This window comes from Aquabacterium sp. UBA2148 (assembly GCF_002328915.1).
Taxonomy (GTDB): domain Bacteria; phylum Pseudomonadota; class Gammaproteobacteria; order Burkholderiales; family Burkholderiaceae_C; genus Aquabacterium; species Aquabacterium parvum.
The window spans coordinates 1-1,104 of record NZ_DCXA01000216.1; the positions used below are offsets into that span (position 1 = coordinate 1).

At 64.3% G+C, this 1,104-nt stretch carries 2 protein-coding genes; both read right to left on the minus strand.

Going from position 1 to position 1,104, the window contains the following annotated elements:
• Positions 1-797 (minus strand): SPFH domain-containing protein (locus tag B2W70_RS12030; protein WP_286745985.1); only part of this gene is annotated, 797 nt, incomplete at its 3' end.
• Positions 798-803: 6 nt separating this feature from the next.
• Positions 804-1,104, minus strand: a 301-nt coding sequence (locus B2W70_RS12035; RefSeq protein WP_286745987.1) for an NfeD family protein, incomplete at its 5' end; no start/stop codon positions are given.

Consider the following 1,104-nt stretch of genomic DNA (forward strand, 5'->3'; position numbering starts at 1 on the left):
GCCTCACCGGCCTTTTCTGCGACCTTCAATTGCACGGCCTGTTGCCCACCGGGCTCGCTGATGGCGGCCGCGATCTTGCGAATGGCGTCGGCCGTGGCATCGGCCACCGACGCAATGGCCGCAGCCTCGCCCTCAGCGCGGTTGATCTCAGCCTGCTTTTCACCCTCTGACTTGGCGATGTGCGACTCGCGCTCACCCGTGGCCAGGTTGATCTGCTCGAGCTTGCGGCCCTCGGATTCGGCGATGCGCGCGCGCTTGTCTCGCTCGGCCGTGATCTGCTGCTGCATCGAGCGCAGGATCTCTGCGGGCGGTGTCAGGTCCTTGATTTCGTATCGCAGAACCTTCACGCCCCAGTTCAGCGCTGCTTCGTCCAGCGAAGTGACCACCGAGGCATTGATCGCGTCGCGCTCTTCGAAGGTCTTGTCCAGCTCCATGCGGCCGATGACCGAGCGCAGGGTCGTTTGCGCCAGCTGCGTGATGGCGATGATGTAGTTGGACGAGCCGTAGCTGGCGCGCATCGGGTCGGTCACCTGGAAGTACAGGATGCCGTCGACGTGCAGCTGGGTGTTGTCCTTGGTGATGCAGACCTGGCTGGGCACGTCCAGCGGGATCTCTTTGAGCGAGTGCTCGTAGGCCACCTTGTCGATGAAGGGCATCAGCACGTTCAAACCCGGCTTGAGCGTGGTGTGGAACTTGCCCAGTCGCTCGACCACCCACGCGCTTTGCTGGGGCACGACCTTGACCGATTTGGCGATGAAAATGACGGCAATGACGAGCAGGACGACGGCAAATTCCATGGTGGGTCAGGCCTTTTCAAGGACAAGGTAGTTGCTTTCGATCGCGCGGATGCGGTGCAGGCCTGCAGCGGGAACGTGGGCGCCGTGGTACCTGGCCTTCCACTCGCTGCCACGGTAGTGAACGTGCGTGGTGCCGTCGGGGCTCCACTGCGAGACGGAGACCTGTTCACCGACGTCCAGGCTGCCCAGCCCGGTGGTCGTGTAGTCCTCGACGCCCAGCATGCCGCGCTGCAGCAGCCGCCGGTGCCACAGGTAGACGGCCCCGCTGCCCACGACGGCCGCCGAGACCAACTGGGCGGACTGGCTC